Genomic DNA, 23,035 nt, shown 5'->3' with positions numbered 1-23,035 from the left:
TCTGCTTGCAGGCTTATTGACTTCGACACAAACGCCACAAACGACCGGTGACTACTCCCTGTAATACGTGAGAGGGGGACTGGCTCCCCCGCTCAGCTCGCGGAGCAGGCTCCCGTCGGGCAGCAGCCGCAGCCGGCTCCAGCCGCCGGGCGTGCAGGTGGGAGGGGTTCCGGAGGCGACGGTGGAGGCGTCGAGTTCCACCGGGTCGGGGGCGCTGCGCAGGGAGGCCCGCCAGGAGCAGGAGTAGCCCGGGTGCTCGACGCGCAGGGTCATGACGGAGTCGCCGACGGCTCCGGGGGTGAGGGTCAGGCGCCAGTCGGCGGAGCCGGAGGAGGCCCGCCAGGTGCCGGCGTAGGACTGGGGGAGCCGGCCCGCCCGGGTTCCGCTTCCCGGGCTCCCGGCGGCGGGGGCCGAAGCGGATCCGGATCCGGAGCCGGGTGTGGGGCCGGTGGCGGTGCCGGGAGCCGTGACCGGGGGCCGGGGCTCGGAGTCCCCGCTCATCACCGCGTACACCGTGCCGCCCGCCGCTGCCGCGACGACGACCGCCACCGCGACGAGCAACGCCGTCGACACGGTGGCCGGGCGGGCCGGAGGTACCGCGGGCGGCGGCTCGTACGGGTACACGGGCACCGGGGGGCCGGCGGTGACGGGCGCCGCGAGGGTGGCGGGCGCGGCGCGCGGTACGGGCGGTACGGGCGGCACCGGGGAGGGCGGGGACGACGGCCGGGGGGTGCTCGCCGGGCCGGCGTCCTCGCGGTCGAGGAGCTGCGCGGCCTGCCGGCCCAGCTGGGCCACGAGCGGTGCCGGGAGCCAGGGTTCCAGCGCCCGGCCGTCGGCCACCGTGTCGCCCGCCCCCACCCGGGCCAGGACCGCCCCCGGGTCCGGCCGGGCGGCGGGATCCTTGCTCAGGCAGTCCGCGACGAGCTCGCGCAGCCCTTCCGGTACGCCGCCCAGGTCCGGTTCGGCTTCGACGATGCGCAGCAGCAGGGCGGCGGTCCCGCCGGGGTGTTCCGCGTCGCCGAACGGCAGCCGCCCAGTGGCCGCGTAGGCCAGGACGGCGCCGAGGCAGAAGACGTCGCAGGCCGGGGTGACCGGTCCGCCGCGGACCTGTTCGGGCGCCATGAAGCCGGGGGAGCCGACCAGTTGCCCGGTCCGGGTCAGGCCGGCGTCGGGTTCGTCCAGGGGGCGGGCGATGCCGAAGTCGATGACGCGGGGGCCGTCGATGGTGAGCAGTACGTTGGAGGGCTTCAGGTCGCGGTGGATCAGGCCGGCGCGGTGGACGTCCTGGAGGGCGTACGCGAGTCCGGCCGCGAGGATCCGCACCGTGCGGGCGGGCAGCGGGCCGAAGTCGCGGGCCACGACCTGGCGCAGGCTCGGCCCGGCGATGTAGCCGGTGGCGAACCACGGGGTCGCCGCCTCGGTGTCGGCGTCGAGGACGGGCGCGGTCCAGGCGCCGCCGACGCGCCGGGCGGCGGAGACCTCCTGGCGGAACCTGGAGCGGAACTCCTCGCGGAGGGCCAGGCCGGGGTGGACGAGCTTGACGGCGACGGCGCGGCCGCGGTCGGAGCGGGCGAGGTAGACCTGGCCCATGCCGCCGGCCCCGAGGCGTGACAGGAGGCGGTACGGGCCGATGTGGTGCGGGTCGGTGGGGTGGAGCTGCTCCATCGCCGGGTGGTCCCTTCCCCCTGGGCTGGCCGGACGGGGCGAGCGTAGTGCGGTGCGCTCCGCGGGGGGAGGGGGAGGGGGTTGCCCCGGCCGCCCCGCCCCGGGCCGCCCCGCCCCCGGCCGCCCCGCCCCCGTCCACTCCGTCTCAGGCCTCCCCGCCCGTGATCGCCTCCAAGGCCGCCGAGAGGCGGTCCAGGACCGCGACCGTCTCCGCGAAGCCCGCTTCGCCCAGGGCCTCCGCCAGGCGGGTGGCGAGTTCCGCGTGGCCCGGGTCGATGCGGGCGATCGCGGCGCGGCCCGCCTCCGTCGGGCGGAGCAGCTTCGCGCGCCGGTGCGCGGGGTTCGCCGTGTACTCGGCGAGTCCTCGGGCGGCCAGCAGGTCCGCCACCCGTTGCACGCTCTGGCGGGTGATTCCCATGGTCCTGGCGATGCCCGCCACGGGCAGCGGCTCCGTCAGCACCGCGCCCAGGACCTGCCACCACGCGGCCGTCAGACCGGCCGGGCGGGCCAGTTCCTCGGAGACGGAGAGGAACTGGCCGTTGAGGTGGAAGACGCCCAGCGCGGTACGGCTGAGCAGGTCCTGGCGCTGCCGTTCGGACAGCGGTTCAGACATCGCCCGCCGCCTCCGCCGCCATCAGGACCGGGAACGCGCTCGCGTCGGAGTCGTGGAAGAGGCGGTACCACGCGTCGAGGACGTCCGGCTCGTAGACGCCGAGCCGGGCGAAGACCTCCCGGGCGAAGGCCACCGGTTCGGTCGGGCCCGCCGTGATCAGGTCGCCCGCCGTCACGGCTTCGGCCTCCACGTACTGCCCGGCGCCCGCGTACCCCGGCTGCTCCGCGAGGTAGAACGAGACCGCGCTGGTGTGCGGGCGGTCGTCCAGCAGGCCCTCCCGCGCCAGGCCCGCCGTGGCTCCGCAGATCGCCGCGACCGGCACCCCGGCCGCCAGGAACTCGCGGGCCTTGGCCGCGAACGGGGCGAGCTCGTCGCCGGAGTCCCAGAGCTCGGCGCCGGTCAGGATCAGCAGCGAGGAGTCCTCGGGGCGCAGGTCGGCGAGGGACAGGTCGGGCAGGATCCGGACCCCGCCCATCGTGGTCACCGGGGTGCCGGCGGCGAAGCCGACCGTACGGATCTCGTGTCCGCGCTGGCTGAGGTGCGCGGTGGTGTGTCCGGTCTCCCAGTCCGCCCAGGTGTCGTAGACCGCGAGGTGGACGGGCTTGGCGGGGGTCTCGGTCATGGTGCTGGCCTCCAGTCGGCAGGACAGGACGAAAGCTATGACAGAAGGCTGTCATCTTGGGAGTGTGCTGTCAATGATGGTGTCGGCAGACAGACTGCCGAGAGCGGCCCCCCACCCCCATACAGTCCGCCGATATCCCTTCCCACCTGCGCACTTCTAGCGTGACCGCATGACCCCTCATGTCACCGGCGCGGCCGTCAAGGCCGCCGACCGCGCTCACGTCTTCCACTCGTGGTCCGCCCAGGCCCTGATCGACCCGCTGGCCGTCGCCGGCGCCGAGGGCTCGTACTTCTGGGACTACGACGGGAACCGCTTCCTGGACTTCTCCTCCCAGCTGGTCAACACGAACATCGGCCACCAGCACCCCAAGGTGGTCGCTGCCGTGCAGGAGCAGGCCGCGAAGCTCTGCACCCTCGCGCCCGGATTCGCCGTCGACGTCCGCTCCGAGGCCGCACGCCTCATCGCCGAGCGCACCCCCGGCGACCTCGACAAGATCTTCTTCACCAACGGCGGCGCCGAGGCCGTGGAGAACGCCGTACGCATGGCCCGGCTGCACACCGGCCGCCAGAAGGTGCTCTCCGCCTACCGCTCGTACCACGGGGCCACCGCCGCCGCGATCAACCTGACCGGCGACCCGCGCCGCTGGCCCTCGGACACCGCCTCCGCCGGCGTGGTCCACTTCTGGGGCCCGTTCCTCTACCGCTCGCCCTTCCACGCGGCCACCGAGGCCGAGGAGTGCGAACGCGCCCTCGCCCACCTCGCCGACACGATCGCCTTCGAGGGCCCGCAGTCCATCGCCGCGATCATCCTGGAGTCGGTGCCCGGCACCGCCGGGATCATGACCCCGCCGCCCGGCTACCTGGCCGGCGTGCGCGAGCTGTGCGACCGCCACGGCATCGTCTTCATCCTCGACGAGGTCATGTCGGGCTTCGGGCGCACCGGCAAGTGGTTCGCCGCCGAGCACTGGGACGTCACCCCCGACCTGATCACCTTTGCCAAGGGCGTCAACAGCGGTTACGTGCCGCTCGGCGGCGTCGCCATCTCAGCCGCGATCGCCGAGACCTTCGCCCGCCGGCCCTACCCGGGCGGACTGACGTACTCCGGCCACCCCCTGGCCTGCGCCGCCGCCGTCGCGACGATCAACACGATGGAGGAGGAGGGCATCGTCGAGAACGCCGCCCGCATCGGGGCCGAGGTCATCGCCCCCGGTCTGGCCGACCTCGCCGAGCGGCACCCCTCCGTCGGGGAGGTCCGCGGTCTCGGTGTCTTCTGGGCGCTGGAGCTCGTACGCGACAAGGAGACGCGCGAGCCGCTCGTCCCGTACAACGCCGCGGGTGCCGACAACGCTCCCATGGCCGAATTCGCGGCGGCCTGCAAGGCGTCCGGACTGTGGCCGTTCGTCAACATGAACCGGACGCACGTCGTCCCCCCGTGCACGGTCACGGAGGCCGAGGCCAAGGAGGGTCTGGCCCTGCTCGACGGGGCGCTGACGGTGGCCGACCGGCACACGGCCGGCGCCTGACGGTCCGGATAGCGGGCGTTATATCCGCATTCCGGCCGTAGACCGCTCGGTTTCAGCCGCGCTGCCTGGCCTAAGGTGTCCGCAGATCTATGGAGGAGACGGACCCCTATGCCAGGCAGCCGGAGCGGAGGTGTCACCCGCAACACCCTTCGGCAGCAGATCGCGGACGCGCTGCGTGACGAGGTGCTCGCGGGGCGTCTCCCGCCCGGGACCGAGTTCACGGTCAAACAGATCGCCGAGCAGTACGAGGTCTCCGCGACCCCGGTGCGCGAGGCGCTGGTCGACCTCTCGGCGCAGGGGCTGCTGGAGTCGGTGCAGCACCGGGGCTTCCGGGTGCGGATCTTCACCGTCGACGACTTCCGGGGAATGATCGAGGCCCGGACGCTGATACTCGACGGCATCTTCCGGCGCCTCGCCGAACGCGGCACCCCGCCCGGTACGGCCGAACTGCTGGTGTCCGTGCGCCGCCGCGCGGAGGAGGCGCGGCGGGCCGCGCACAGCGGTTCGCTCGAAGTGCTGATCGGCTACGACCTGCGTTTCTGGCGGGAGCTCAGCGAGCTGGTCGGCAACACCTACATCTCGGACTTCCTGCACCGCATCCGCGTGCAGTGCTGGGTCTTCTCGGTGCCGCACCTCCAGGAGGCCCCGGAGCTGCGGGCCGCGCTGTGGGACGGGCACAACGAGCTGGTGGACGCGGTGACGCTGGCCGACGCCGACGAGGTACGCCGCCTCGTGCGCGCGTACAACCAGCACGGGCTGGACTGGGCCGCGGGCCTCTGACGCCGCCGGTCCGCCCGCCCCGGTTCTGCGCACCCCTTCGCGGAGCGTGTCCGGAGCATTACTCTGGCCCGATCGGCGGCAACGACTGATCGGAGCCCGCGTGGCCTGTGACCTGTGGCTGGTCCCCCTTGTCGACGTGCTGTGCCACAGCCCCGACAACCCCTTCGCGGAAGAGATCGCCTCGTACGACAAGGCGCTGGGCGAGGCGGGCCTGCCGTCGGTGCCCGTGTTCGCGTACATGCCCGGCCTGAGCGGGGACGTGGCCCCGGTGGCCGGCTTCGACTACGACGCCCTGCACTTCCTGCGGCGGGCGTACCTGCTGCAGATCTGCGGGCTGCCGGTGACGCCGGTCGACGAGCTGGGCGGGGACTACGAGCAGCTGCTGGAGATGTTCGAGGCCACGGCGCAGCAGTCGCACCTCGTGTGGCACTACGACCACGCGGGGGCCTACGTCCCGGTGGACTTCGCGGCTCCGCTGGCGAACGAGGAGCTGCTGGCCGGCGGCGGCCCGCTGGGGTCGGCGCAGGGGCTGCTGCGGGAGCTCGCCTTCGTGGCCCCCACGATCGGGATAGACCCGGCGAACCCGCCCGCCGCGCCCGCGCCGCCCGGGGGGCCGACGGCGCTGGAGGAGCCCGCGGGGCCCATTCCGTACGACGAGAGCCCCTTCGCCCGGGAGCGCCACGTGTGGCTGGGCCTGCACGCGGCGGCGACCCGCAGCCTCGGCCAGGGCTCGATGATCATCTTCAGCTGACCGGCACGGCTCCGTACCGCCCGGCCTACCCGGCCGGACCGTACCCGCCCGGCCTACCCGCCCGGACCGTACCCCCCGGCCGGGACCCCGGTGGCGCGCCGCCCCCGTGAGCGGCGCGTCCCCGGGGGCTCAGCGCGGCTGCTCCGGCGGCCGCTGGCGCGGCATGTTCGGGCGGGTGCCCGGCGGTAGCGGGAAACGGGCCGGGGGGATCCCCGGGTCCGGGCGGGCGGGCCCCCCGGCCATCGACTGCATCAGCAGCGGCGCCGGACCGGCCCGGAACTCCACCATCCAGTCGGCCGTCTCCGAGCGCACGAGTTCCGTGACGTCCTCCGAGAAGCGGCGCAGCACCGTCAGGCACCGCTCGGCGGCCTCGCTGGCGGTCCCCTCCGTGGGGCCCAGCACCTCGCGCACGTTCTCCGAGGCCCAGTCGAACTGGAGCGTCTGCAGCCGCCGCTGCACCGCCTGCGCCGTCGCCACGTCCCGCATCCACCCCGACGTCAGCCCGAAGAACCGGTCGCAGGCCATGCAGGCGGCGGCCAGCAGCAGCGACAGGTAGCCGTACGAGGCCGCCCCGGGCGCCGAGCCCGTCAGCTCCAGCAGCGGCATCGCCGCGCCCGTGACGGCGCCCACGGCCGCGCCCGCCCGCAGCGCCCGCGCGCCCCGCCGCTTCCACGCCCGGTCGGACAGGTACCACTCGGCCGTGCGCAGCGCATCGGCCTCCACCCGCCGGTAGAGCTCGTCGAGCCGCTCGGCGGGCTCTCCCCAGTCCCCGAGAGGGAACGGCCGGCCGGTAAGGTCGCCGTCCTCTGCGGGATCCCGGGGTGGCCCCTCGGGCTGCATCTCCGGCTGACTCACCCGGCACTCCCTCTGCCTGCGCTGACGTGTGGTGCGCGTGTGCGCAATGGTGCGCATGCTCTTCCTACCTTCGAATGACGCGCGATGGGCAACGATTCCCGGGTTTTCCGCCCGCAAGGAGGGTTCCATCAGGTACGCGCACGCCCCGTCTCTCACCCGAAAGAGTTGGTCCTCCCGGCGTAGGGCGCGGCGCCCGGGGAGCACGTAGGCTCGGATTGACCGAGCCTTCCCCGAAGGCGATCCGAAGCCGTTTCGACGTACGGAGTGAGTACCTGTGATTCCCGGTGGTGGCCAGCCCAACATGCAGCAGCTGCTCCAGCAGGCCCAGAAGATGCAGCAGGACCTCGCGGCGGCCCAGGAGGAGCTGGCCGTGGCCGAGGTCGAGGGCCAGTCGGGCGGCGGCCTCGTGAAGGCGACCGTCACCGGTTCCGGTGAACTGCGCGCCCTCGTCATCGACCCGAAGGCCGTGGACCCGGAGGACACCGAGACCCTCGCCGACCTGGTGGTCGCGGCGGTCCAGGCGGCCAACGAGAACGCGCAGGCGCTCCAGCAGCAGAAGCTGGGACCGCTGACCCAGGCCCTGGGCGGCGGCAGCGGCATCCCCGGCCTTCCGTTCTAGTCCCCGTTCCCTCCCGCACCCACCCACCCGAGCAGAAACGAAAGAAGGCAGTCCGTTGTACGAAGGCGTGGTCCAGGACCTGATCGACGAACTGGGCAGGCTGCCCGGCGTCGGGCCCAAGAGCGCGCAGCGGATCGCCTTCCACATCCTGCAGGCCGAGCCCACCGACGTCCGGCGCCTCGCGCACGCGTTGCTGGAGGTCAAGGAGAAGGTCCGCTTCTGCGCGGTGTGCGGCAACGTGGCGCAGGAGGAGCTGTGCGGGATCTGCCGTGACCCGCGCCGCGACACCGCGGTCATCTGCGTGGTCGAGGAGCCGAAGGACGTCGTCGCGATCGAGCGGACCCGCGAGTTCCGGGGCAAGTACCACGTCCTCGGCGGGGCGATCAGCCCGATCGAGGGCGTCGGCCCCGACGACCTGCGCATCCGCGAGCTGCTGGCGCGACTGGCGGACGGGGCGGTCACCGAGCTGATCCTCGCGACCGACCCGAACCTGGAGGGCGAGGCCACCGCCACCTACCTCGCCCGCATGATCAAGCCCATGGGCCTTAGGGTCACCCGCCTGGCCAGCGGGCTCCCCGTCGGGGGAGACCTGGAGTACGCGGACGAGGTCACGCTCGGGCGGGCCTTTGAAGGAAGGCGACTTCTTGATGTCTGACGCAACGCTGCACGCCCTGGGACAGGATCCGGACGACTTCGCCGCCTCGATCGCGGACCAGATCGAGTCCTTCATCGTCGCGGTCACCGAGGTGGCCAAGGGCGAGGACCCGGACAGCGCCGTCCCCTTCCTCCTCCTGGAGGTGTCCCAGCTGCTGCTGGCGGGCGGCCGGCTGGGCGCGTACCAGGACGTCCTGCCCGAGGAGCGCTACGAGCCCGACCTGGGCCCGGAGCCGGACGTGGACGACCTGCGCGAGCGGTTCGCCCTGATGCTGGAGCCGGTCGACGTCTACTCCGAGGTCTTCGACCCCTACGAGCCGCGCAAGGTCCCCGTCGCGCACCGGATCTCCGACGACCTGGCCGACGTGGTCGCCGACCTGCGGCACGGGCTCATCCACCTCCAGTCGGGCCGGGTCACCGAGGCCCTGTGGTGGTGGCAGTTCTCGTACTTCACCAACTGGGGTCCGACGGCCTCGGCCATGCTGCGCGCCCTCCAGTCGCTGATCGCCCACGTCCGCCTCAACCAGCCGCTCGCGGCCCTGGACGGCCTGGACACGGACGAGGACCTGGCGGAGGACGACCTCGCGGAGCAGGCGGGCGTGGTCATGGCCGAGGAACTCGGCCGGCTGGGCCACCAGTAGCCGGCCCGGAGGTGTGGCGGTTCCGGCCGGTTCCTGATGGTTCCGGCCGGTTCGCGGTGTCCGGGGGGCAACCGTTCCTCTGAACTTTTCATCTCATGATGTGGTACGAGGCGGTCGGATCCCGACCGCTCGTTAGACTGCACCCGCAATGAGACGGACCGAGCGAGGAGCGCACGTGGGCCTTGTCGTGCAGAAGTACGGAGGCTCCTCCGTAGCCGATGCCGAGGGCATCAAGCGCGTCGCCAAGCGGATCGTGGATGCCAAGAAGAACGGCCACCAGGTGGTCGTCGTGGTTTCCGCGATGGGCGACACGACGGACGAGCTGATCGATCTCGCCGAGCAGGTATCCCCGATGCCTGCCGGGCGTGAGTTCGACATGCTGCTGACCGCCGGAGAGCGGATCTCCATGGCCCTGCTGGCCATGGCGATCAAAAACCTGGGCCACGAGGCCCAGTCGTTCACCGGCAGCCAGGCAGGCGTGATCACCGACTCGGTCCACAACAAAGCGCGCATCATCGATGTGACGCCGGGCCGTATCCGTACCGCGCTGGACGAGGGCAACATCGCCATCGTCGCCGGCTTCCAGGGCGTGTCCGCGGATTCCAAGGACATCACCACCCTCGGCCGGGGCGGCTCGGACACCACCGCCGTCGCGCTGGCCGCGGCGCTGGACGCCGAGGTCTGCGAGATCTACACCGATGTCGACGGCGTCTTCACCGCGGACCCCCGCGTCGTGAAGAAGGCCCGTAAGATCGACTGGATCTCCTCCGAGGACATGCTGGAGCTCGCGGCCTCCGGCTCCAAGGTGCTGCTGCACCGCTGCGTCGAGTACGCGCGCCGCTACAACATTCCGATCCACGTCCGTTCGTCCTTCTCAGGACTGCCGGGTACTTGGGTCAGCAACGAGAAGCCCGAGTCGCAAGGGGACGAGCAGGTGGAGCACGCCATCATCTCCGGAGTCGCCCACGACGTCTCCGAAGCCAAGATCACCGTCGTCGGCGTTCCGGACAAGCCGGGCGAGGCCGCGGCGATCTTCCGCGCCATCGCGGACGCCGAGATCAACATCGACATGATCGTCCAGAACGTGTCGGCGGCCTCCACGGGCCTGACGGACATCTCCTTCACCCTCCCCAAGACCGAGGGCCACAAGGCCATCGACGCCCTGGAGAAGGCGAAGGCGCAGATCGGCTTCGACTCCCTGCGCTACGACGACCAGATCGGCAAGATCTCCCTGGTCGGCGCGGGCATGAAGACCAATCCGGGCGTCACCGCCTCCTTCTTCCAGGCGCTGTCCGACGCGGGCGTCAACATCGAGCTGATCTCCACCTCCGAGATCCGCATCTCGGTCGTGACCCGCCAGGACGACGTCAACGCGGCCGTCATCGCCGTCCACACGGCGTTCGGCCTCGACTCCGACAGCGACGAGGCCGTCGTCTACGGAGGCACCGGACGATGAGCCCGCACCGGTCGGCCCCGGCCCCGGCGCTCGCCGTGGTCGGGGCGACCGGAGCGGTCGGATCGATCCTGCTCCAGATCCTGTCCCAGCGGGCGGACGTCTGGGGCGACATCCGCCTGATCGCCTCCCCGCGCTCGGCCGGCCGCGTGCTGGCCGTCCGCGGCGAGGAGACCGAGGTGCTCGCCCTCACCGAGGACGCCTTCGAAGGCCTCGGCGCGGGCGACGTCGTGCTTTTCCTGACCCCGGCCGAGGTGTCGGCGCGCTGGGCCCCCGTGGCCACCGCGCGCGGTGCCGTCGTGGTGGACCAGTCCGCCGCCTTCCGGGAAGACCCCGAGGTGCCCCTGGTGGTGCCCGAGGTGAACGGCCACGCCGTACGCAGCCGCCCGCGCGGGATCGTCGCGGGCCCGGACTGCGTGACCGCCGCGATGATCGCCGCCGTGGGCGCGCTGCACGCCGAGTACGGGCTGGCGGAGCTGGCCGTCTCCTCGTACCAGGCCGCGAGCCGCTCGGGCCGGGCGGGCGCGGAGGCGCTGCGCAGGCAGCTGACCCAGGTCGCCGGGAGTCCCCTCGGGGAGCTGCCCGGGGACGTGCGCCGTGCCGTGGGCGAGGACACCGGGCCCTTCGCGGCGCCGCTCGCGCTGAACGTGGTGCCCTGGTCCGGGGAGCTGCGCGCGGACGGCTGGTCCTCGCACGAGCTGGCCGTACGGGCGGAGACCCGGCGGATCCTGGGCCTGGAATCGCTGCCGGTCGCCGTGACCTGCGTCCAGGTTCCGGTGGTGACCGGGCATTCCCTGACGGTGCGGGCCCGCTTCGAGCGGGAGGTGGCCGCGGCGCACGCCCGGGAGATCCTGGAGGCGGCGCCCGGGGTGGTCCTCGTCGACGATCCGGCGGCCGGGGAGTTCCCGACTCCGGCGGACGCGGCCGGTACCGATCCCGCCTGGGTGGGACGGCTGAGGGGCTCGCTCGACGATCCGAGGGCCCTGGAATTCTTCGTATGTGCGGACAATCTGCGCAAAGGTGCCGCACTGAATGCGGCCCAGATCTCGGAACTGATCGCGGGTGAATTCGCGTAATCCGCTTTGTAGGATCGGCATCGATCCCTTGATCAAGGTGATGGCCCGACTGCCGCCTGGATGAATGGGGCAATCGGGAAGAGCGGGTACGCATGAAGGCAATGGGGAAATTGCTGAATACTCTGCCTCGCGCGTACAACCCTGACGGGGGGACGCGTGTCCAACGGGCGTGGCAGAGGCACTGTTGGACGCGGCCGTCCTACCGGCGCGCAGCGGGATCGTTCCCTCGCGCCGGCGTCCAGGCACGCCCGGCGGCGGCTTCCCTGTGATCGTGCCCGTCCCGCCGGCCAGCGTGCCGCACATCGCACCGCCGACCCGGGGCGGCCGCGTGCCCTCGCCCCGCGACAGCGCGGACACGGACACCGCCACGAGCCCGCAGCCGGCGACCCTTCCGCCCGAGGCCCTGTCGCCCGAGGCCCTGTCGTCCGAGGCCCTCTCGCCCCATGCCCTTCCGGCGCCCGGGGCCCTGATACCCGGGGCCGTGGTGCCCGGGGACCCGACGCCGGCCGGGGCAGACGCCGCCGACGCCGAGCGGCCGGTCGTGGCCGGTACCACCGTCGACTACCTCACCGAGACCTACCAGGCCCACTACCGTTCGCTGCTGGGCCTGGCCGCGCTCCTCCTCGACGACACCGCCTCCTGCGAGGACGTGGTCCAGGAGGCCTTCATCCGCGTCCACTCGGCCCGCAACCGGGTGCGGGACCGGGACAAGACCCTGGCCTATCTCCGCCAGACCGTCGTGAACCTCTCGCGTTCCGCGCTGCGCCGCCGCATCCTCGGCCTGAAGCTGCTGTCGAAGCCGATGCCGGACATGGCCAGCGCGGAGGAGGGGGCTTACGACCAGCTGGAGCGCGACGACCTGATCAGGGCGATGCGCGGGCTCCAGCGCCGTCAGCGCGAGGTGCTCGTACTGCGCTACTTCGCGGACATGACGGAGGTCCAGGTCGCCGAGACGCTCGGGATATCGCTCGGCTCGGTCAAGGCGTACGGATCGCGGGGCATTGCCGCGCTGAGGGTGGCGATGGAGGCTGCGCAGTCATGAGGGACGACCACGAGAACCTGCCCGGCCCCGCCGGGGCGGCCGCGGCCGACGAGCAGCTGCTGCGCGGCCTGCTGGCCGGAGCCGTGCGGGAGCTGGAACCCTCCGAGGGGGCCCTGGAGCGGCTGCGGCACGCGGTGCCCGCGCGCCGGGCCCGCAAGCGGCAGGCGCTCCTGGCGACGGCCGCGGTGGCGCTGCTGGCCGGCACCGCGATCCCGGCCGCGCTGCACCTGAGCTCCGACGAGGGGGCGGTGGCCGGGCACTCGGCGATGGCCGGACACGGGGAGTCGCGGGGCGCCAAGGCGGCCGACAGCTCCGAGCCGCGCCAGAACGGATCCGGCGCCGTGGCCGGGCCCAGGCCGGTGGGGTCACCGGGCAAGGGCCAGGAGCCGGGCGGCGGCACGCAGCCGTCCCCGCAGCCGAGCGGCTCCCCGTCGGGCGGCACGTTCGTGGGCCCCTCCAGCGCCGGGGCGGACGCCCCCACGGCCGGTGCCGGCCACGGGCCGCTGCCCCCGATGGGCGCGGCACCCGGAGCGCCGGGGTGCACGGCCGACCAGCTGGGCGTGTCGGGCAGTGCCCGCGCCCCCGAGAACGACGGCAAGGTCTACGGCAGCTTCAAGGTCACCAACGTCTCGGCCCGGGGGTGCACGGTCTCCGGTCCGGACACCGTGACCGCCGCCTCGGTGGCACCCCTCGGACCGCCGCCCGTCCAGGCGGCCGCGCCGCCAGTGACGGTGACGAGCCACACGGCGGGGGACCCGGCGAGCGCGCTGCTGCCCGACCCGTCCGCCGAGGCGCCCGTCGTGCTGCTCCAGCCCAACACCGCCTATGAGGTGCGGTTCGCCTGGGTGCCCTCCGACCGGTCCTGCCCGGCGGCGACGCTGTCGCCGTCGCGGGCGCCCCAGCCGGAGGGCGGTGCGGCCCAGCCCCCGGCCGGCCAACAGGGCGGCGCGGCGGATACGGCCGGCGGTACGGAGCCGGCGGGCGCCGACGCGGCCCCGGCCAAGGACGCGCAGACCGGCACCAAGAGCCCGGAGGCGGCCGGGGTGGAGGTCTCCCACGCCCCGGGCCCGGGGGCCCCCGTCACCCAGACCACCATCCCGACGGCCTGCGGCGGCACGGTCTACCGCACGGGTCTCATTCCGCAGGGCGCGCCGTAGCCGTAGCCGGTTCCGGGTCCGCTTCCCCGGCGGCGGCCGCGGGCGCGGCGGGGGTCGGGGCAGCCGCCGGGGCGGCCTCGGCGGGCAGCAGTCCCGCCTCGGCGTCGCGCAGGGTCTCCACCTCGCGCCGGTAGAGCCGGAACCACATGAAGAGCACGAAGGCGACGAAGACGAACCACTCGCCCGTGTAGCCGAGGTTCTGGAAGGCCTTCAGGTCCAGCCCGGTGTTGTTCGGAGCCTGCGCCGGCACCGGGGTCATCCCGTCCTCCGGCGTCTGCACCGTCAGCCAGGCGTCGTACAGCGGCTCGTGCACCAGGTTCACCAGCGTGGCCGCCCCGATCACCCCGAGCTGGCCCGGCGGCAGCCCGCCCTGCGCGTGCACGCCCTTGGTGCCCGAGTTCTCCGAGGACTGCAGGGCCCCCGTCACCTCGATGCGCCCGGCCGGCGGGGCCGGTGCCTTCGCCGGGTCGGCCGGCCCCGGCAGCCAGCCCCGGACCACCGGGACCGTCTTCCCGGAGTCGGTCCGCAGCAGGGTCAGGACGTAGAAGCCGGGCTTCCCGCCGAGGTCCCGTTCGGGCACGAGCAGCTGCTGCCCGTACTCGCCGGCCGTGGAAGCCAGCCGTCCGGAGGTCTTCGTGTCCACCGGGAGCAGCGTGTCCAGCGGCTCGGCCGCCTGGTCGGCGGGACGCTCGGCCCGAGCCTCCTTGTGGCTGCCGACGCGGTCCTCGAACCGGCCGAGCTGCCAGCTCCCCATGAACAGGCAGAAGGGGATGGCGAGCGCGACGAAGACGTTGATCCCCCACCAGCGCGGGGTCAGGAGAAACCGGTGCACCCCACCAACGGTACGGGGGGTGCACCGGAAGCCCGGTGCCGGGTCAGCGCGGCAGGCCCTGCGGCAGGTGCTTCAGCGCGAATTCGAGGTCCATCCGGACCTGCTTGATGCGCTCCTCCACGACCAGCGAACCGTGCCCCGCGTCGTAGCGGTACACCTCGTGGACGGCGCCGCGTGCCGCGAGCCGGTCGACGTAGTTGTCGATCTGCCGGATCGGGCAGCGCGGGTCGTTCACGCCCGCCGCGATGTGCACGGGCGCCTTCACCGCGTCCACGTACGTCAGCGGCGAGGACGCCTCGAAGCGCTCCGGGACCTCCTCCGGGGTGCCGCCGAAGAGGGTGCGGTCCAGGGACTTCAGCGCCTCCATCTCGTCGTGGTACGCCGTCACGTAGTCCGCCACCGGTACGGCGGCCAGTCCGACCGCCCAGTCGTCGGGCCGCATGCCGATGCCGAGGAGCGTCAGGTAGCCGCCCCAGGAACCGCCCGACAGCACCAGCCGCGCCGGGTCCGCGAGGCCGGAGGCCACGGCCCACTCCCGGACCGCCGTGATGTCCTCCAGCTCGATCAGGCCGACCCGGTGCTTGAGGGCGTCGGTCCACTCGCGGCCGTAGCCCGTCGAGCCCCGGTAGTTGACGCGGACCACCGCGAAACCGTGGTCCAGCCAGGCCGCCGGGGTCGCCGCGAAGGCGTCGGAGTCGTGCCAGGTGGGCCCGCCGTGGATCTCGAAGACCGTCGGGAAGGGGCCGTCACCGTGGCCCACGGGCCGCTGCGCGAGCGCGTGGATCCGCCCGCCGGGCCCCTCCACCCAGACGTCCTCCACCGGTACCGAGCCCGGAGGCCGCATGCCCGGCGGGTCCAGGACGATCCCGCCCGCGGTGGACCGTACGGAGGCCGGCTCGGCGGCCGAGGACCACTGGTACTCCACCGTCCCGTCCGGGCGGGCCGTCGCACCCGACACCGTCCCCGCCGGAGTGTCCACCCGTACGAGTTCCCGCGCGGCCAGGTCGTAGCGCCACAGCTCGCTGCGCGCCTCGAAGCTGTGCGCGATGAGCAGCGCGCTCCCGTCCGGGTACCACTCGGCGCTCACGTCACCGGGCAGGTCGACGGCCAGGTCCTCCTCGGAGCCCGTGGCCACGTCCCACACCATCGGCTCCCAGCGGCCGCGCCGCTGGTGCCCGACGAGCAGCCGGGTGTCCCCGGCGACGGGTGCGAAGCCGAGCACCTCCAGGCCCAGTTCCTCGGTGCCGCCCCGGGAGTCGTCCAGCTCGGCGACGGTGGCGCCGTCGAGGGTGACCACGCGCAGCGCCGAGTGCATGGCGTCGCCGTGCTCGGTGTGCTCGATCGCGAGGAGGGTCCCGTCGTACGACAGGTCGCCGACGCCGGCCGACTCGCGGTGCCGGTAGACGACCTCCGGGGCGGCGCCGGGGCGTACGACGTGGATCGTGGAGCCGTCCTCGTCGGTGGACCGGCCCACGACGGCCGTGCCGTCGCGGCCGATGGCGAGCCCGGCGGGGTAGGAGGGCTCCAGCCCGGGCGTGGCGGGCTCGTCGGGGCCGCCCGCGAAGGGCTGGCGGACCCAGGTGCCGAACTCGTCGCCGTCGGTGTCGGAGAACCACCAGATCCACTCCCCGTCGGGGGAGAGGGCGCCGTCGGTGGTGCCGTTGGGGCGGTCGGTGGCCTGCCGCTGCGTGCCGGTGGCCCGGTCCCAGGCGTAGAGCTCGTAGGTCCCGGTGGCGTTCGAGACGAAGAGCGAGCGGTCCGGGGCGTCCTCGGCCCAGTCGGGCAGGCCCACGCGCGGTGCCCGGAAGCGCTTCTCCCAGTCGGGCATCTCGGAATCGGGTGCTGTGCCGGGGGTCAGGTCGCTGTCGCTGCTGGTCATGCGCTCCATTCTTACGGGTCCGGCCGCGGTGGGCGGCCGGGATGCCGACTGCGCCGAATGGGCGCATGGTGGTGTGCGTACGCCGAACGCTTGCGAGAGGGTGTTGATCATGGCCAAGAAGGCTCGTACCGGCCACCACAGCCACCAGGATTCCGAACGCGCGATGGCGAAGAACACGGCGGCCGAGGCACGTGCCAAGGCCGCGGGCAGAGAGGCCCAGTCGCTCTCCGCGAAGACGCGAGGCATGCAGCAGAAGGCACAGGCCAAGCGCGGCTGAGCCTCGGCACCGGTCACCGGCCCGGCGTTCCAGCGGGAGCGTCGGGCCGCGTGTGTTTCACGTGAAACATCGGATGGCGTACGTACGCTGGACCGCATGCGGATGATCGTCCGGGGCGCCCGGCTGCTGCACGAAGACGGCCTGGCCGACGTGGAGGTCGCCGAGGACGGCCGGATCGCGCGGGTGATCCCGTACGACGACCAGAAGGAGCCGCCCGCGACCGGCGTGCTCATCGAGGCCCACGGCGGGCTGCTCACCGCCCCCTTCGCCGAGCCGCACATCCACCTGGACACCGCCCTCACCGCGGGCCAGCCCCGCCCGAACGCCTCCGGCACCCTCTGGGAGGGCATCGCCTGCTGGAGCGAGCGCAAGCGGACCCTGACCCGCGAGGACGTGATCGCGCGGGCCACCGAGGTGCTGCGCTGGCAGGCGGCCAACGGCGTGCTGCACGTCCGTACGCACTGCGACGTCACCGACCCGTCCCTCACCGCGTTGGATGCGCTGCTGGAGGTCCGCGACCGGGTGCGGGACATCATGACCCTGCAGATCGTCGCCTTCCCGCAGGAGGGCATCGTCTCCTTCCCCGACGGCGAGGCGCTGCTGCGCGAGGCCGTCGCACGCGGGGCGGACGTCGTCGGCGCGATCCCGCACTTCGAGGACACCCGTGAGGACGGCGTCGCTTCGCTGCGGACCGCGTTCGCGGTGGCCGAGGAACACGGGCTCCGGGTCGACGCCCACTGCGACGAGATCGATGACGAACAGTCCCGCTTCGTGGAGGTGCTGGCCACGCTCGCCCTGCGCTCGGGCCTGCGCGAGCGCGCCACCGCCTCCCACACCACCGCCATGGGCTCCTACAACGGCGCCTACAGCTTCAAACTCCAGCGGTTGCTCGCCCGTTCCGGCATCAGCCTGGTCGCCAACCCCTTCGCGAACCTCAACCTCCAGGGCCGCTTCGACGCCTACCCCAAGCGGCGCGGCCTCACCCAGGTGAAGGAGATGCTGGCCGCCGGGGTCAACGTGGCCTTCGGCCACGACGACGTGATGGACCCCTGGAACGCGCTCGGCACCGCCAATCCGCTCCAGACCGCCCTCGTCGGCCTGTACGCCGCCCAGCTCACCGGCGCGGACGACATCCCGCTCGCGTTCTCCATGGTGACGGAGCGCGCGGCGCGCGTCCTCGGCCTGTCCTCCTCCGAGTACGGGATCACGGCGGGCGCCCCCGCCTCCTTCGTCCTCCTCCCGGCGCCGAGCCCCGAGGAGGCGATCCGCCGCCAGGTCCGGCCGCGGTACGTCGTCTCGCGCGGCACCGTCCTCGCCGAAACCCCTCCCGCACCGGCCCGGCTGTGGTGGCCGGGGGAGGCGGGCCCCTCGGAAGTGGACTTCACCGCACCCCTCTAAGGTGCGGTGCATGACGTGGACCCTTCACAACCTCGATTCGGACACGGCCCGTTCGGCCTTCGAGATCGCCTCGGAGTACGCCGACGCCGCCCTCCTCAACCACTCCGTCCGCTCCTACGCCTTCGGCGCCGAGTACGCGCGCGTGCACGGGCTCTCGTACGACGCGGAGCTCTTCTACGTCAGCGCCCTCCTCCACGACCTGGGCCTGACCGCGCCGTTCGACAGCCACACCCTGCCCTTCGAGGAGGCCGGCGGCCACGTGGCCCGGCTCTTCACGGCCGGCCTGGGCTGGCCCCCGGCCCGCCGGGCCCGCGCGGAGGAGATCATCGTGCTGCACATGCGGGACGACGTCACCGCCGCCGAGGACGTCGAGAGCCACCTCCTCCAGGTGGGCACCAGCGCCGACGTGTCCGGCCTGCGCGTACCCGACTTCGACCCCGCCTTCCTGGCCGGCCTGCTGGAGCACCACCCCCGCCTCGGCTTCGGCCCGTCCTTCCTCGCCCTGGTCGAGGACCAGGCGACCCGCAAGCCCGCCTGCGCGGCGGCGGCCTACGTCGCGGGCGGCGCGGCGAAGCGCATCGCCGCGAACCCCCTGGACGCGTGACGCGCACGCCACGTCTGCGTTGAGGGGGGAGTGAACGCCACCTGCTTCTCTTCTTCGGAGTACCCGTTGGCCGATGCGGCGCTGGGTTTCCGACCCCTGAACTTTGCCCAGCTCAGCCGTGGCTGGGTGGTGGACGTCAGGGCGGTCGACCTGGTGCCGCTCGCGGCCGGTACGGACAGCGCGCAGCGGTTGCGGGCCAAGCGCAGGTACCTGGGGGACACCGACGAGAACCTCCGCCTGATGTGGCTTCTGGAGCACCGCCCGGCGGATTTCGGGGTCGTCGGTCAGATCGTGCTGGGGGCCGACGCCGTGGAGCTGGTTCCCGAGCCGGGCGGTTTCCCTGCGCACATCCAGATCATCGGGCCGGAAGTCATCGACGGCATGCAGCGGCTGATGATCATCGCGGAGGCTGACGGGCGTGTTCCGAACGCCGGCCTTGAGCAGGCAATCCTGCGCGTCGAGATCCTCTGCGGGAAGGAGCGTCGACGGGCCCGGGTCTTGTACGACGAGGCCGACCGCTATCAGAACGCGTCGACGGCGCAGGATGGTCTCATCCGCTGCCCCCACCTCCTCCGCCTGATGAGTGCGGACTGGGAGAAGGGAAGTTTCGACCCGCGCCGGGGCGTCACCACCGGCCCCCGGGGCGAGCACTTCACGATGACCGACGTGACCCAGGCCCTCGCCTGCCTCTCGGACGGCCCCTTGCCCGAGGTCGTGAACCTGGTGGCCACGGCAGAGGGGCGGGAGGTGTTCTGGGGCGGGATCGGCTCCCCGCTCTACGGACAGCTCATCCACGGGGACATGACGCCGCTCGGCGTCACGCGTGCCGTCGAAGCCTGGCAGAAGGCCGAGGGCGCTCTGGCGGCCATGCCCAGTCGGCGCCGGCCGCAGGGGCACGGCCACCTTCTCAAGTACGCCCCCGCTCTCATCTGCTGGATGGCCTGCCGCGGCCTTCCCCTCGCCTTGCTCCACGATGACAGGTCGGACTACCGGTGGGACGAGGCCATCTCCTTCCGGCTGCCCGCCGCGACGGAGGCCGCCGCCGAGCTGCTGGTGAGCCGCTACCGTGCGATCCGGCCCGGGGGAGGCCCGTACAAGCCGGAGGCGCCGGGGATGGGCCTCTGGCTCGAACTCCTCGAAGGCCTCCCGCCGCAACCACCCCTCTAGAGCCCCCGCTCGATCATGGCGATCACGTCCTGGCCTGCGTCGTGGGCCTGCTCCGGGGTGATGCCCCGCAGGGGGCCGTCGATGATCAGGGAGGCCAGGCCGTGCACCGCCGACCAGGCGAGGAATTCCGCGCCCGGGCGGCGGGCCTCGGGCAGGACGCCGGTCTCCACGAGCCCGTCCAGCGAGGCGCCGAGCAGCTCGAAGGGTGTGAGCCCGCCCGCCCCGGCGGCCGTGGCGTCGGCCGCGTACGTCATGTCGGCCGGGACGTGGAAGGCGGTCCGGAACCAGCCCGGCTCGGTCACGGCGAAGCGGATGTAGCCCGTCCCCACCGCCCGGAAGCGGGCCCGGGCGGCTCCGGCGGGGTCCTGGGCGGCAGGCAGCCCGCCGATCTCCGCCTCCATCGCCAGGGCCACCCGGGCCATCGCGGCCTGCGAGACCCCGTGCACCAGCGCCCCCCGGTCGGCGAAGTGCCGGTAGGCGGCGTTGGGCGACACACCGGCGCGCCGGGTGACCTCGCGCAGCGAGACGGCCTCCGGTCCGCCCTCCCGCGCCAGCTCCAGGGCGGCTTCGAGCAGCGCGCTGCGCAGGTTCCCGTGGCGGTAGGTACTGCGCTTGGGCGGCGGTGGCGGTTCGGTTTCCGAAGACATAGGACTCGGTTCCTTGCTGCATGTGGACGGCGTGAACTTCCAGGTATAGCCTACGAGGGAGATGTGGACGCCGTCCACATGGCTTCACGGGGGCAGGCCGCGCAGAAGGCCACCCCTGTGCGGTGGAGCGCGAGATCGAGGGCATGGCCGCCGGCATCGCCGAACTCGACGGTCCTGTCCGGGTGATGGGCATGCCAACGGGCGCCGAGCCGGCCCTGGAGGCCGCCGCCCACGGTGTCCGATGAAGGAACTGGCGCTGTACGAGCCCCCGTTCGTCGTCGACGACAGCCGCCCCCGTTCCCCGCCGACTACGTGGACGGGCGCGCGAGCGGCCTCCGGTGCCACTCCGCGGCACTGGCCCACACCCTCCCGTACGACGCCCGGGTCATGGCCGGCACGCTGCCCCGTGCCGGCCATCGGCGGCGGCGCGAGCGACCGCGCGAGCGACCGCGCGAGCGACCCCTGGCTCCGGTCCGGCGCCCGCGCCCGCGCCGACCTGCTGCCGACGGACCTCCACCGCACCCCGGACGGCCAGAGCCACGACGTGGACCCGGCCGTCCTGGCGCCCGCCCTGGCGGAGTTCTCCGGCGGGGACCGGCCCTCAGCCTGACAACTGCCGCCGGGGCCCGGGCAGCAGCTCGGTGGTGATCAGGGCCGCGACGGCGGCCAGGATCACCACCGGTGTCATACCCGGGCTGCCGACCAGCAGGATCGCCATCACCGCGCTGCTGACCGGCAGCCGCAGCACGCTCGCCCCCGCCGCCGCCAGCCCGGCCGCCACCGCGGGCACCACCCCCAGCCCCGGCAGCGGCGCCGCCAGCACCCCGGCCGCCGCCCCGAGGAACAGGGCGGGGAAGATCGGGCCGCCGCGCATGCTGCCGAGGCAGAGCGCGTAGCCCACGGTCTTGCACAGCAGCACGGCCACCAGCGCACCCACGCCCCAGGCCCGCGGATCACCGGCCAGTGCGGCCATCGTGGCCTGCCCGGACGAGGCCACGTCCACCGGGGAACGGCCCGTGCCCAGCGCGTACGCGGCCGCGCAGACGCCAGCGCCGAGCGCGCACAGCGCCGTACGGGAGACCGGTGCCTTCGCCACGAACGCAGCCACCACCTGGCCCACCCCCACCGCCTCGCGCAGTACGGCCGCCAGCACCACGGCGAGCAGCAGCGCCCAGCCCACGTCGGCCGTGTCCAGCCGGGGCACGGGCCCGGGGAGTTTGACGGTCAGCCCGCCGGTCTGCAGGCCGGTCCAGCGCCCGAACCCGGTGAACACCAGGGCCCCCACCCCGCTGGACAGCAGGGCGGGCAGCATGACGGCGACCAGCTGCGGCCCGCCCACGCCCACCACCTCGATCAGCAGCACGGCCGCGATCAGCGGGCTCCCGAAGATGGCGGCGATGGCCGCGGCCGCCCCCGCCACCCCCAGCAGCGCCGTGGCCTGCGGGGTGGCGGGCCCGCGCGCGAGGTCCCTCAGCAGCAGGGCGAAGCCGCTGCCCAGGGCGATCAGCGGCGCCTCCGGGCCCAGCACCGCGCCGAACGGCAGGCTCGCCGCCGCCGCGAGCACCACGCCCGGCAGCACCCCGGGCGACGCCCCGCCCACGGCCAGCCCGGCGGCGGGGATGTGCCCGCCGGCCCCGGGCATCCGGGCCACCACCAGACCCACGCCGATGCCGCCGGCCAGCAGCAGCGGAAGCGGCCACCACCACGGCGCCACGTCCCACCCCAGCGCGTGCGGCAGGCTCTCCCACAGCAGCCGCTGCAACTCGTGCAGCCCCGCGAGGAACCAGAAACAGACCAGGGACACCGGGATCCCGACCAGGGCGCAGAGCAGCAGGATCCTGCGGTACGGAGGCGTCTTCAGCAGCCCCCGCAGCACGACCGGTTCGGCCGGCCGGGCCGATTGCGTCGCCGTCATGGATCGCTCCTTTCGGGCCGTCGGGACAGCCCGGTCTCCACCGCTCCGAAGAGCACTTTGGCGACGAGACCCACCACGATCAGATCGGCCACCATCTGCACGGTCGCCAGCGCCCGCCCGGTCCCGCCGGCGGGCGCGATGTCGCCGAAGCCCACGGTCGCGAACACCGTCACCGCGAAGTACAGGGCGTCGGTCCGGCTCAGCGGCTCGGAGAAAGACCCCGGCCGGTCACGCGAGAGCAGGAAGTACGTCGCCGAGAACAGCACCAGGAACAGCGGCACGGCGGTGCCCATGGCCTCCAGAGCCCGCAGCCTCGGATGGGTCGAACGGGCAATGGCCTTGACCTGCCAGACGATCAGGCACCCGAAGAGCAGCAGCCCCCCGGCCAGCGCCGCGACGGCCGCGGCCCCGAAGCCGTAGTCGAGCGGAGCGGCGTAGTACAGGCAGGTCAGCAGCACCCCCGACCCGACGGCCCGCAGCAGATGCCCCAGCACCACCACGCGCCCGGAGCCGCCACCCATGACCGCTCCTCACCGCAGCCTGTCCCTCCCCGCATTCCAACACCCCCACCCCCACCCCGCACCCCACGCACACCCACCCGTGCCCACGGCCCCGCAGGCGGCGCCGTGGCCTCTCCCTCCCGAACGGAGTAGTCGGCCCACCAGCCGTTTTGGTCACTCTTCGCAGTGGTTGTCCCCGCCCTGGCGAGCCCCGGAGCCGCCGGGAGGAGTTCGTTCTCTGCAAGGACACCCCCACCGAAGGGCACCAGACACGGCCCGTCATCCCGCAGTCCACGTCACGACCGCCATCGCCGCAGCCGCCGCTCTCGCGTTCTCAACCCCGGCGCAGGCGCACGCCGGCGCCAT

The 23,035-nt window shown here is 73.3% G+C and carries 25 protein-coding genes; 16 read left to right on the top strand and 9 right to left on the bottom strand.

Annotated elements, in window-relative coordinates; all coding sequences use genetic code 11:
• Window positions 1–51 precede the first annotated feature (51 nt).
• The 3 genes from ACZ518_RS16100 to ACZ518_RS16090 all read right to left on the bottom strand — a co-directional run bounded on the left by ACZ518_RS16100 (window position 52) and on the right by ACZ518_RS16090 (window position 2,900).
• The gene (locus tag ACZ518_RS16100) at window positions 52–1,665 is read right to left on the bottom strand and encodes a serine/threonine-protein kinase (protein ID WP_469113660.1); all 1,614 of its coding nucleotides are present in this window, start codon (window positions 1,663–1,665) and stop codon (window positions 52–54) included.
• 145 nt (window positions 1,666–1,810) lie between these two features.
• Window positions 1,811–2,278, bottom strand: a complete 468-nt coding sequence (locus ACZ518_RS16095; protein ID WP_469113659.1) for a MarR family winged helix-turn-helix transcriptional regulator — start codon at window positions 2,276–2,278, stop codon at window positions 1,811–1,813.
• Entirely contained in the window at window positions 2,271–2,900 is a 630-nt protein-coding gene (locus ACZ518_RS16090) for a DJ-1/PfpI family protein (protein WP_469113658.1), read from the bottom strand. Before ACZ518_RS16090 ends, ACZ518_RS16095 begins: the two co-directional genes overlap by 8 nt.
• Window positions 2,901–3,069: 169 nt before the next feature.
• Here ACZ518_RS16090 and ACZ518_RS16085 point away from each other — a divergent pair, with 169 nt between their 5' ends.
• The 3 genes from ACZ518_RS16085 to ACZ518_RS16075 all read left to right on the top strand — a co-directional run bounded on the left by ACZ518_RS16085 (window position 3,070) and on the right by ACZ518_RS16075 (window position 5,953).
• Entirely contained in the window at window positions 3,070–4,422 is a 1,353-nt protein-coding gene (locus ACZ518_RS16085; protein ID WP_469113657.1) for an aminotransferase class III-fold pyridoxal phosphate-dependent enzyme, read from the top strand.
• Between the two features lie 108 nt (window positions 4,423–4,530).
• Window positions 4,531–5,202, top strand: a complete 672-nt coding sequence (locus ACZ518_RS16080) for a GntR family transcriptional regulator (RefSeq protein ID WP_469113656.1) — start codon at window positions 4,531–4,533, stop codon at window positions 5,200–5,202.
• 100 nt (window positions 5,203–5,302) lie between these two features.
• Complete coding sequence (locus tag ACZ518_RS16075) at window positions 5,303–5,953, top strand: hypothetical protein (protein WP_469113655.1); 651 nt, start codon at window positions 5,303–5,305, stop codon at window positions 5,951–5,953.
• A gap of 129 nt (window positions 5,954–6,082) precedes the next feature.
• Here the strand turns inward: ACZ518_RS16075 and ACZ518_RS16070 are convergent, their stop codons facing one another.
• A complete protein-coding gene (locus ACZ518_RS16070; RefSeq protein WP_469113654.1) occupies window positions 6,083–6,808 on the bottom strand; it encodes an SLATT domain-containing protein in 726 nt (241 codons plus the stop codon).
• A gap of 274 nt (window positions 6,809–7,082) precedes the next feature.
• Between ACZ518_RS16070 and ACZ518_RS16065 the strand changes: the two genes are divergently transcribed.
• From ACZ518_RS16065 to ACZ518_RS16035, 7 genes are all read left to right on the top strand, one after another.
• Window positions 7,083–7,427, top strand: a complete 345-nt coding sequence (locus tag ACZ518_RS16065; protein ID WP_469113653.1) for a YbaB/EbfC family nucleoid-associated protein — start codon at window positions 7,083–7,085, stop codon at window positions 7,425–7,427.
• Window positions 7,428–7,482: 55 nt separating this feature from the next.
• Window positions 7,483–8,082 (top strand): recombination mediator RecR, encoded by a 600-nt coding sequence (gene recR / locus ACZ518_RS16060; protein ID WP_469113652.1) that lies wholly within the window; start codon window positions 7,483–7,485, stop codon window positions 8,080–8,082.
• Complete coding sequence (locus tag ACZ518_RS16055; RefSeq protein ID WP_469113651.1) at window positions 8,075–8,722, top strand: DUF5063 domain-containing protein; 648 nt, start codon at window positions 8,075–8,077, stop codon at window positions 8,720–8,722. The genes recR and ACZ518_RS16055 overlap by 8 nt, the downstream gene beginning before the upstream one ends.
• 175 nt (window positions 8,723–8,897) lie before the next feature.
• A complete protein-coding gene (locus ACZ518_RS16050) occupies window positions 8,898–10,178 on the top strand; it encodes an aspartate kinase (RefSeq protein ID WP_007264986.1) in 1,281 nt (426 codons plus the stop codon).
• Window positions 10,175–11,251, top strand: coding sequence for an aspartate-semialdehyde dehydrogenase (locus ACZ518_RS16045; protein WP_469113650.1), 1,077 nt, complete (start codon window positions 10,175–10,177; stop codon window positions 11,249–11,251). The genes ACZ518_RS16050 and ACZ518_RS16045 overlap by 4 nt, the downstream gene beginning before the upstream one ends.
• 484 nt (window positions 11,252–11,735) lie before the next feature.
• Window positions 11,736–12,293: a SigE family RNA polymerase sigma factor gene (locus tag ACZ518_RS16040; protein WP_469114003.1), complete on the top strand. Its 558-nt coding sequence runs from the start codon at window positions 11,736–11,738 to the stop codon at window positions 12,291–12,293.
• The gene (locus ACZ518_RS16035) at window positions 12,290–13,450 is read left to right on the top strand and encodes a hypothetical protein (RefSeq protein ID WP_469113649.1); all 1,161 of its coding nucleotides are present in this window, start codon (window positions 12,290–12,292) and stop codon (window positions 13,448–13,450) included. The genes ACZ518_RS16040 and ACZ518_RS16035 overlap by 4 nt, the downstream gene beginning before the upstream one ends.
• On the opposite strand, the gene ACZ518_RS16030 is transcribed toward ACZ518_RS16035, so the two are convergent.
• Together ACZ518_RS16030 and ACZ518_RS16025 are read right to left on the bottom strand one after the other, a co-directional pair.
• Window positions 13,428–14,282, bottom strand: a complete 855-nt coding sequence (locus tag ACZ518_RS16030) for an SURF1 family protein (RefSeq protein WP_469113648.1) — start codon at window positions 14,280–14,282, stop codon at window positions 13,428–13,430. The genes ACZ518_RS16035 and ACZ518_RS16030 overlap by 23 nt on opposite strands.
• 43 nt (window positions 14,283–14,325) lie before the next feature.
• Entirely contained in the window at window positions 14,326–16,161 is a 1,836-nt protein-coding gene (locus ACZ518_RS16025) for a S9 family peptidase (protein WP_469113647.1), read from the bottom strand.
• Window positions 16,162–16,270: 109 nt separating this feature from the next.
• Here ACZ518_RS16025 and ACZ518_RS16020 point away from each other — a divergent pair, with 109 nt between their 5' ends.
• From ACZ518_RS16020 to ACZ518_RS16005, 4 genes are all read left to right on the top strand, one after another.
• Window positions 16,271–16,438: a hypothetical protein gene (locus tag ACZ518_RS16020; protein ID WP_164720908.1), complete on the top strand. Its 168-nt coding sequence runs from the start codon at window positions 16,271–16,273 to the stop codon at window positions 16,436–16,438.
• Window positions 16,439–16,534: 96 nt separating this feature from the next.
• Window positions 16,535–17,836, top strand: a complete 1,302-nt coding sequence (gene codA, locus ACZ518_RS16015) for a cytosine deaminase (RefSeq protein WP_469113646.1) — start codon at window positions 16,535–16,537, stop codon at window positions 17,834–17,836.
• Window positions 17,837–17,846: 10 nt separating this feature from the next.
• Window positions 17,847–18,440: an HD domain-containing protein gene (locus ACZ518_RS16010; protein WP_469113645.1), complete on the top strand. Its 594-nt coding sequence runs from the start codon at window positions 17,847–17,849 to the stop codon at window positions 18,438–18,440.
• A gap of 126 nt (window positions 18,441–18,566) precedes the next feature.
• On the top strand, window positions 18,567–19,607 hold the full coding sequence (locus tag ACZ518_RS16005; protein WP_469113644.1) for a hypothetical protein: 1,041 nt from the start codon (window positions 18,567–18,569) through the stop codon (window positions 19,605–19,607).
• On the opposite strand, the gene ACZ518_RS16000 is transcribed toward ACZ518_RS16005, so the two are convergent.
• Window positions 19,604–20,254, bottom strand: coding sequence for a TetR/AcrR family transcriptional regulator (locus ACZ518_RS16000; protein ID WP_469113643.1), 651 nt, complete (start codon window positions 20,252–20,254; stop codon window positions 19,604–19,606). The two genes, ACZ518_RS16005 and ACZ518_RS16000, sit on opposite strands and share 4 nt — an antisense overlap.
• A 122-nt stretch (window positions 20,255–20,376) precedes the next feature.
• Between ACZ518_RS16000 and ACZ518_RS15995 the strand changes: the two genes are divergently transcribed.
• Entirely contained in the window at window positions 20,377–20,499 is a 123-nt protein-coding gene (locus ACZ518_RS15995; protein WP_469113642.1) for a hypothetical protein, read from the top strand.
• Between the two features lie 161 nt (window positions 20,500–20,660).
• Window positions 20,661–20,864, top strand: coding sequence for a hypothetical protein (locus tag ACZ518_RS15990; RefSeq protein ID WP_469113641.1), 204 nt, complete (start codon window positions 20,661–20,663; stop codon window positions 20,862–20,864).
• Here ACZ518_RS15990 and ACZ518_RS15985 read toward each other — a convergent pair.
• Together ACZ518_RS15985 and ACZ518_RS15980 are read right to left on the bottom strand one after the other, a co-directional pair.
• Window positions 20,856–22,169: a chloride channel protein gene (locus ACZ518_RS15985; RefSeq protein WP_469113640.1), complete on the bottom strand. Its 1,314-nt coding sequence runs from the start codon at window positions 22,167–22,169 to the stop codon at window positions 20,856–20,858. The genes ACZ518_RS15990 and ACZ518_RS15985 overlap by 9 nt on opposite strands.
• Window positions 22,166–22,690, bottom strand: coding sequence for a potassium channel family protein (locus ACZ518_RS15980; protein WP_469113639.1), 525 nt, complete (start codon window positions 22,688–22,690; stop codon window positions 22,166–22,168). The genes ACZ518_RS15985 and ACZ518_RS15980 overlap by 4 nt, the downstream gene beginning before the upstream one ends.
• Window positions 22,691–23,035: the final 345 nt, after the last annotated feature.

It is taken from the genome of Streptomyces sp. NPDC033966, assembly GCF_055575955.1.
This window is presented reverse-complemented; position numbering and strand designations above follow the sequence as displayed.

Coding starts and splice junctions, on each gene's coding strand:
- ACZ518_RS16100 (WP_469113660.1), bottom strand. CDS start 1,665: ATGGAGCAGCTCCACCCCACCGACCCGCACCACATCGGCCCGTACCGC.
- ACZ518_RS16095 (WP_469113659.1), bottom strand. CDS start 2,278: ATGTCTGAACCGCTGTCCGAACGGCAGCGCCAGGACCTGCTCAGCCGT.
- ACZ518_RS16090 (WP_469113658.1), bottom strand. CDS start 2,900: ATGACCGAGACCCCCGCCAAGCCCGTCCACCTCGCGGTCTACGACACC.
- ACZ518_RS16085 (WP_469113657.1), top strand. CDS start 3,070: ATGACCCCTCATGTCACCGGCGCGGCCGTCAAGGCCGCCGACCGCGCT.
- ACZ518_RS16080 (WP_469113656.1), top strand. CDS start 4,531: ATGCCAGGCAGCCGGAGCGGAGGTGTCACCCGCAACACCCTTCGGCAG.
- ACZ518_RS16055 (WP_469113651.1), top strand. CDS start 8,075: ATGTCTGACGCAACGCTGCACGCCCTGGGACAGGATCCGGACGACTTC.
- ACZ518_RS16045 (WP_469113650.1), top strand. CDS start 10,175: ATGAGCCCGCACCGGTCGGCCCCGGCCCCGGCGCTCGCCGTGGTCGGG.
- ACZ518_RS16035 (WP_469113649.1), top strand. CDS start 12,290: ATGAGGGACGACCACGAGAACCTGCCCGGCCCCGCCGGGGCGGCCGCG.
- ACZ518_RS16025 (WP_469113647.1), bottom strand. CDS start 16,161: ATGACCAGCAGCGACAGCGACCTGACCCCCGGCACAGCACCCGATTCC.
- ACZ518_RS16020 (WP_164720908.1), top strand. CDS start 16,271: ATGGCCAAGAAGGCTCGTACCGGCCACCACAGCCACCAGGATTCCGAA.
- codA (WP_469113646.1), top strand. CDS start 16,535: ATGCGGATGATCGTCCGGGGCGCCCGGCTGCTGCACGAAGACGGCCTG.
- ACZ518_RS16010 (WP_469113645.1), top strand. CDS start 17,847: ATGACGTGGACCCTTCACAACCTCGATTCGGACACGGCCCGTTCGGCC.
- ACZ518_RS16000 (WP_469113643.1), bottom strand. CDS start 20,254: ATGTCTTCGGAAACCGAACCGCCACCGCCGCCCAAGCGCAGTACCTAC.
- ACZ518_RS15985 (WP_469113640.1), bottom strand. CDS start 22,169: ATGACGGCGACGCAATCGGCCCGGCCGGCCGAACCGGTCGTGCTGCGG.
- ACZ518_RS15980 (WP_469113639.1), bottom strand. CDS start 22,690: ATGGGTGGCGGCTCCGGGCGCGTGGTGGTGCTGGGGCATCTGCTGCGG.